The organism is Gordonia otitidis NBRC 100426, from assembly GCF_000248075.1.
In the GTDB taxonomy this organism is placed as follows: Bacteria; Actinomycetota; Actinomycetes; order Mycobacteriales; family Mycobacteriaceae; genus Gordonia; species Gordonia otitidis.
This window is the reverse complement of sequence record NZ_BAFB01000039.1, coordinates 1-6,448: the sequence shown is the minus strand read 5'-3', so window position 1 is coordinate 6,448 and position 6,448 is coordinate 1. Positions and strand designations below refer to the sequence as shown.

9 protein-coding genes and 1 riboswitch are annotated in these 6,448 nt (G+C 64.6%); of the genes, 3 read left to right on the top strand and 6 right to left on the bottom strand.

What is annotated here, in order from left to right; genetic code table 11:
* From GOOTI_RS04280 to thiC, 3 genes are all read right to left on the bottom strand, one after another.
* Positions 1-803: HAD-IIA family hydrolase (locus GOOTI_RS04280; RefSeq protein WP_007237343.1), on the bottom strand; the 803-nt coding region annotated here is incomplete at its 3' end.
* 93 nt (positions 804-896) lie between these two features.
* Positions 897-1,766, bottom strand: a complete 870-nt coding sequence (gene thiD / locus GOOTI_RS04275) for a bifunctional hydroxymethylpyrimidine kinase/phosphomethylpyrimidine kinase (RefSeq protein ID WP_007237342.1) — start codon at positions 1,764-1,766, stop codon at positions 897-899.
* Positions 1,763-3,448 carry a phosphomethylpyrimidine synthase ThiC gene (gene thiC, locus GOOTI_RS04270; RefSeq protein WP_007237341.1) on the bottom strand — a complete coding sequence of 562 codons (1,686 nt, stop codon included), beginning with the start codon at positions 3,446-3,448 and terminating at the stop codon, positions 1,763-1,765. Before thiC ends, thiD begins: the two co-directional genes overlap by 4 nt.
* A riboswitch (TPP riboswitch) is annotated at positions 3,442-3,552 on the bottom strand. It overlaps the preceding gene by 7 nt.
* Before the next feature lie 58 nt (positions 3,553-3,610).
* Between thiC and GOOTI_RS04265 the strand changes: the two genes are divergently transcribed.
* The 3 genes from GOOTI_RS04265 to GOOTI_RS04260 all read left to right on the top strand — a co-directional run bounded on the left by GOOTI_RS04265 (position 3,611) and on the right by GOOTI_RS04260 (position 4,797).
* Positions 3,611-3,940 carry a hypothetical protein gene (locus tag GOOTI_RS04265; protein ID WP_007237340.1) on the top strand — a complete coding sequence of 110 codons (330 nt, stop codon included), beginning with the start codon at positions 3,611-3,613 and terminating at the stop codon, positions 3,938-3,940.
* Complete coding sequence (locus GOOTI_RS25995; RefSeq protein ID WP_007237339.1) at positions 3,937-4,110, top strand: hypothetical protein; 174 nt, start codon at positions 3,937-3,939, stop codon at positions 4,108-4,110. The genes GOOTI_RS04265 and GOOTI_RS25995 overlap by 4 nt, the downstream gene beginning before the upstream one ends.
* A gap of 339 nt (positions 4,111-4,449) precedes the next feature.
* Positions 4,450-4,797, top strand: coding sequence for a GNAT family N-acetyltransferase (locus GOOTI_RS04260; protein WP_007237338.1), 348 nt, complete (start codon positions 4,450-4,452; stop codon positions 4,795-4,797).
* Positions 4,798-4,901: 104 nt separating this feature from the next.
* On the opposite strand, the gene GOOTI_RS04255 is transcribed toward GOOTI_RS04260, so the two are convergent.
* From GOOTI_RS04255 to GOOTI_RS04245, 3 genes are all read right to left on the bottom strand, one after another.
* Positions 4,902-5,204, bottom strand: a complete 303-nt coding sequence (locus GOOTI_RS04255; RefSeq protein WP_007237337.1) for a GlsB/YeaQ/YmgE family stress response membrane protein — start codon at positions 5,202-5,204, stop codon at positions 4,902-4,904.
* Between the two features lie 219 nt (positions 5,205-5,423).
* The gene (locus tag GOOTI_RS04250; protein ID WP_007237336.1) at positions 5,424-5,972 is read right to left on the bottom strand and encodes a barstar family protein; all 549 of its coding nucleotides are present in this window, start codon (positions 5,970-5,972) and stop codon (positions 5,424-5,426) included.
* The gene (locus GOOTI_RS04245; protein ID WP_039993366.1) at positions 5,969-6,439 is read right to left on the bottom strand and encodes a guanyl-specific ribonuclease; all 471 of its coding nucleotides are present in this window, start codon (positions 6,437-6,439) and stop codon (positions 5,969-5,971) included. Before GOOTI_RS04245 ends, GOOTI_RS04250 begins: the two co-directional genes overlap by 4 nt.
* Positions 6,440-6,448: the final 9 nt, after the last annotated feature.

Below are 6,448 nucleotides of genomic sequence, written 5' to 3'. Positions count from 1 at the left end.
CCAGCCGTGTCCTGCGTGTCGGCCTCGTCGAAGGGATCGCCGGTGTGGCCGACGAGATCGTTGACCGACTCGCGGATGAGGGTCGGGCGGTAGGGATATTTTTCGACGGACCCCCGGCTGGAGATCCCGGTGAGCACGAGAATGGTCCGCATACCCGATTCGAGGCCCGCGATGATGTCGGTGTCCATCCGGTCGCCGATCATGAGGGTGTTCTCCGAATGAGCACCGAGACGCCGGAGTGCCGACCGCATCATGATGGGGTTGGGCTTGCCCACGTAGTACGGCTCACGGCCGGTCGCCTTCGAGATCATCGCGGCCACGGCGCCCGTCGCCGGGATGGAACCGTCATGCGACGGCCCCGTGACGTCCGGGTTGGTGGCGATGAACTTCGCGCCGCGTTCGATCATCCGGATCGCAGTGGTGATCGCCTCGAACGAGTACATGCGGGTTTCGCCCAGGACCACGTAGTCGGGGTTGGTTTCGGTGGTAACGAAACCCTTCTCGTACAGCGGCGTGGTGAGGCCCGATTCGCCGATGACGAACGCGGTGTCGCCCTGGTCCTGTGACGCGAGGAAGTCGGCGGTCGCCATTCCCGACGTCCAGATCGATTCCTCGGGAATGTCGAGCCCGATCTGCAGCAACCTGGCGTGTTGGTCGCGTGCCGTCCGTATCGAGTTGTTGGTGAGGACGGAGAACGGAATACCCTTGCTGCGCAATTCCGCGATGAACTCGTCTGCACCGGGTACGAGGTGTTCCTCGTTCGTCAGCACGCCGTCCATGTCCATGAGATACGTCCAGCCCATGGGTTTCACCCTACGGCGCGTGTTGCGATGTTCATCGAGGGATGGTGCGGACTGTTATTCGTCCGCGACATCCTCCGTGACCGCGACGTCACGTCATGCACGCGCAGTGTTCTCGCTCGAATCGACCCGCCACAGCGGATTGACCGGGCCGTGTCCTGAGCCGAGCGGGTAGGCAGAGCTCAGGCCCCGGGTGACCCACTGTTTCGCGAAGTCGACGGCGCCGGGCACCTCGTGTCCGTGTGCGAGCGCGCACGCCATGGCCGCTGCCAGGGTGTCGCCGGCTCCGTGATCGTGCGGGGTGTCGACGCGTGCTCCGGAGAACTCGAGGAAATCGGTGCCGTCGAAGAGAAGATCGGGGCTGCTCGCGCTGGAACGCAGGTGGCCGCCCTTGACAAGCGCCCACTGCGGTCCGAGCGCGTGCAGTTCGCGAGCTGCCTTGCGTTGCGACTGTTCGTCGACGACGTCGATGCCGGTCAAGAGCCGTACCTCGTCGAGGTTGGGTGTGACGACCGTTGCCAGTGGAAAGAGGCGGTTGCGCAACACATCCAGTGCGTCGTCGGCCAGTAGTTGATCGCCGTGCATCGACGCGCAGACCGGATCGACGACCAGAGGTGTGTGTCCGCTGCTCCCGATTCCGACCTCGTTGCAGACGTCGGCAACGGCGTCGATGATGGCTCCCGAGGCCAGCATGCCGGTCTTGGTGGCGCTGGTACCGATGTCGGTGACCACGCTGCGCACCTGGGCGGCGACGACATCGGGCTCGATCTCCTGAAAGCCGCTGACGCCGACCGAGTTCTGTACGGTCACGGCCGTGACGGCGACGAGACCGTGCAGACCCAGCAATGCGAATGTGCGCAGGTCGGCTTGGATCCCGGCACCACCGCCGGAATCCGATCCGGCAATGGTCATGACGCGAACCGGTGCGACACCCGGCGCCGCGGTGGGCAGCAGTGGTGCTGTCATGATCTGCCCGGCGCTCCCGATGCGGCGTCGATCGGCAGATAGACACGGTTCCCAGCTTCTGCGAACTCGGCTGACTTCGTAGCCATTTCCTGTTCGAGTCGCCTTTCGATGTCTTCTGCCGTCACCAGATTGTGTTCCTCGGCATAGGCCCGTACGTCGGCGGAGATGCGCATCGAGCAGAACTTCGGACCACACATCGAGCAGAAGTGCGCGGTCTTCGCGGGTTCGGCGGGCAGCGTTTCGTCGTGGTAATCGCGTGCCGTATCCGGGTCGAGTGCGAGATTGAACTGGTCGGTCCACCGAAACTCGAAGCGCGCCTTGCTCAGTGCGTCGTCGCGTTCCTGTGCGCGTGGGTGTCCCTTCGCCAGGTCGGCGGAGTGTGCTGCGATCTTGTAGGTGATCACACCGACTTTCACATCATCTCGATCGGGCAGGCCGAGGTGTTCTTTCGGCGTGACGTAGCAGAGCATCGCCGTTCCGGCCTGTGCGATCATGGCGGCGCCGATCGCTGACGTGATGTGGTCGTAGGCGGGTGCGATGTCGGTCGCGAGCGGACCCAGAGTGTAGAACGGGGCCTCCTCGCAGAGTTCTTCTTCGAGACGGACGTTCTCGACGATCTTGTGCATCGGAATGTGGCCCGGGCCCTCGATCATCACTTGCACGCCATGGGATTTCGCGATCCCTGTCAGTTCCCCGAGGGTACGTAGCTCGGCGAACTGCGCTTCGTCGTTGGCGTCGGCGATGGACCCCGGCCGCAGTCCGTCGCCGAGCGAGAAGGTGATGTCGTAGCGGCGGAAGATCTCGCACAGCTCGTCGAAATGCGTGTACAGGAACGATTCCTCGTGGTGGGCCAGGCACCATGCGGCCATGATCGAACCGCCCCGCGAGACGATTCCGGTGACCCGACGCGCGGTCAGTGGGACGTAGCGGAGAAGCACGCCCGCATGCACCGTCATGTAGTCGACGCCTTGCTCGGCCTGCTCGATCACCGTGTCGCGGTAGATCTCCCACGTCAGCTTGGTCGGATCACCCTTGACCTTTTCCAGTGCCTGGTAGATCGGGACGGTACCGACCGGGACGGGGGAGTTGCGCATGATCCACTCGCGGGTGAGGTGGATGTCGTCGCCGGTCGACAGATCCATGATGGTGTCGGCACCCCAGCGAGTCGCCCACACCATCTTCTCGACTTCTTCTGCGATGGAACTGGTGACTGCCGAATTCCCGATGTTCGCATTGACTTTCACCGCGAATGCCTTGCCGATGATCATCGGTTCGGATTCGGGATGGCGATGGTTGGCGGGTATGACCGCTCGACCCGCCGCAACCTCGGTACGCACCAACTCGACATCGACGCCCTCCCGGGCGGCGATGAATCGCATCTCGTCGGTGATGATTCCGGCCCGTGCCCAGGCCAGCTGCGTCGACGCCCCGTCGACCGGCTCGGGCCGCTGCCACTCGTCGCGTGTGCGTGCGAGTCCTGCCTCGACGTCGATCATTGCTGTGTCGTCGGTGTACGGGCCAGAGGTGTCGTAGACGTCGAGGTGTTCGCCGTTGGTGAGAGCGATGCGTCGTTGTGGGACACGGAGGTCGCCGACGGAGAGGTAGTGCTTGGTGCTGCCCACGATCGGGCCGGTGGTCAGGATGTCGGTGTCGACGGTGTGCGTGGATACAGGTGTGCCCATGAGATTCTCCCTACGCCGGCATTACCCGGACAGGTTCATGCGGTCGGCGGCCGCCTGCCGCCATCTCAGCCCTCGGTCACGTGAGAGCCCCCGCGTTGATTCGGTTGTCGTGCGTTCCTCACTGTACTGGCTCGACGCCCGTCGGTCACGAAACCGGGCACAGTGGTCGCGCGCGGCACGCCAGAACAACTCAAACATCAAGCGGGATCGGCCATCTGCGAGATCACTCTGCTCGACGCCGGGGATGTTTCGCTGGCCCGCGGCGCGCTGCGCGATCACGTTTTCCTCGACGCGCCGACCTCGGCGGAACCGAGGCCCGTCCTCGTCGTCGGGGCGCCGGGTGAACTCGACACGGTCGTCGCGGTCGCATCGACGCTGTGCAGTGAGGGGCTTGCGGTGTTCGATATCGCGCTCCGTCGGCCTTCGCTCGACGAGGTGTTCCTCCAACTAACGGACGAGAACCGTTCTGCTGCTGAGGAAGTTGCCCGATGACCGCGGCCGCGGAGCTCGCCGGACTGGTCGATGCGCCGCCGCTACGGACATCGGTGACCCGATCCACGGCGTTCGCGGTGCTCACTCGGAGGGGCATCGGGTCCGCAACCCGTAGTGGACTCCTGTTCTTCGCGGTGGGATCGCCGATCGTCTTCTTCACCTGCTTGTAGTGGCGCCGGTGTGTCTGACCCTCGGCTGGGCTGCAGGATTCGCGTTGATTCTTGGTGTTCTGCGCGATGCGCGGATACCGGCGGGCCGTCGGAGTGGCGGCGTCGTGATGTGGGCCTACGAGCGCGCGGCGTACATCACGGAACGATGAATCCCTGGTGAACGGTCGTGGGGGGCGCCGTCACGATTACGACGATGTCGGCTCAAAGTCGGCGAACCTACGGTTCCGCAGGTTACGATGTGACTGCGATCACATACAGTGGTGCCCGGAGGGGAACCGGACGCAGCGTCGTGAGCTGCGCAGACGCTGCGAACGAAACCTGGAAGGGGATGGACGAGGCATGCACCGGAAGAATCATCAACGGCCGACACAATCGGCGCGATCGATACTGCAACAGATCGCGCAGGTCGTGCACAACCCGACCCGGGACCGATTCGAACTGTGGGTCGCGGGCGACCTGGTCGGCGTCCTCGGCTACTCGACCGAGACAGTCGACGGCCAGACGACGCTGACCGTGCTGCACACCGTGCTCTACGACGAGTACACCGGCCACGGACTCGGAACGGGTCTCACACGCAGTGTGATCGGCTTCGCCCGGAGCCAGGGTGCGCAACTCCGACCGGTCTGCACCTTCACCAAGCACTACCTCGACGGTCACCCCGGCGTGGTACAGCTCGCGCCAGCCTGAGACTCAGGCGGGAGTAGCAGAACGCCGGGCCTGCATCACAGGCCCGGCGTAGATGACTCGGCGTAGGTTCGGCGTCGACGACGATGTCAGCGTCTGCTCTTTGATTAGCGTCTGCTCTGCACCAGTCCCACGATCCACAGCAGGATGACGGCGCCGAGCACCGCGGTGAAGAGTGTGAACCACCAGCCGCCGGATGCGGTGTCGACGAAGAAGCTGAGTAGGAAACCACCGATCAGCGCACCGACGATCCCGATCACGATGTTCATCAGGATGCCGGAGCCGCTACCCTTGACGATCTTCCCGGCGATCCAGCCGGCGATTGCGCCGATGATGACGTAGCCGATCCAGCCGACGCTCGTTGTCGTCGTCGATCGGGCGAGTACCTCGGTTGCAGCGAGAATGGTCATGATCGACTCCTTGTATCGGCCCCGACCGGTTGCGGGACTCGTTGCCAACGTAACCCGCTGTGCCGTGGCGTACCAAGCAAATCCACACACCGGCAATTGCACACACCGGCAATCCAACACACCGGCAATTGCACACACCGGCAATTGCACGCCTGTGATCGTGTCGTCCTGTTGAGGCAACCGGCCGTCGTCGACGAGGTGCCGCAGGCGTGAGGCGCGTCAGCGTCGATGGTCGGTGGCGACGGTTGCGACGGCCACACCCGCGCGACGCCACCGGGCGATCAGGTCGTGTCGCCTGCTCTCCGACGTCTCGAGCAGCACGGCGAAGATTCCGCGGGGCACCGCGACGTCGCGGTAGTGCTCCCGGTAGCGCAGCTGCGATCGAGCGAACCACTCGAATGCCTCGGGATCGTCGCCGAGTGTCCGATCGGCGTCGACTATGGCGGTGAGGTAGCCCGCAGGTACCGCGGAATCGTTCTCGATGCCGCTCTCATCGAGTTCGCGCATGCATTCGTCGAACGCATCCCTGTTGCGGCCGAAGTAGTCGGGGAAATCCCAGGCCCGCGCGTAGGTGTCGTACAGGCCGTCGAGCGTTGTCATCGCCCGACCACTGATCTCGCGGAACTCGATACCCACGGGAGCGAGCGGTGGCCGATGTCCGACCCACAACCCGACAGCGGGGCCGTCGTTTCCGGCGGATTCGAGGAATTCGCTCAGCGAGATGGCGGGCCCTTGTCGGCTGCCGCCGGGGCTGTCGTCGCGCGTCATGGGTTGGGACCTCGGATTCGGACGAAGGTGTTGTAGTGATCGGCGGTGTACCACGCCGATCCATCGCTGCCGGTCACGATACGTTCGGCGTCGCGACTCCTGCCCGGTTCGCGACGATTGACGTCCCACTCCGTGTAGGTGATCCGCTTGCCCGACGCCGCCTTCGTGGGCAGACGTCCCTCGTAGTTGCCGAAGTTGGTGCCGCCCTTCGTGCCGGGCGCATCGGCCGGCGGCCACGTGCCCGCGTCGATGCGTGCCAGCGTCTTCGTCACCCGTGGCGGAACCGACGTCGACGCGGCGGCCGCGCTCAAGGCGCCGGGACGTGCCGTCGGGGTGGATGTGGAGTTGTCGGACGACCCGTTGATCAACCACGTGGCAACCACGACGAGCCCGATCACCACGAGCGCCGCCGCTGAGAGTACTGCTTGCCGACGACGCTGCGTCACCGTCTGCCTGCGCGCTGACATCAGTCGACC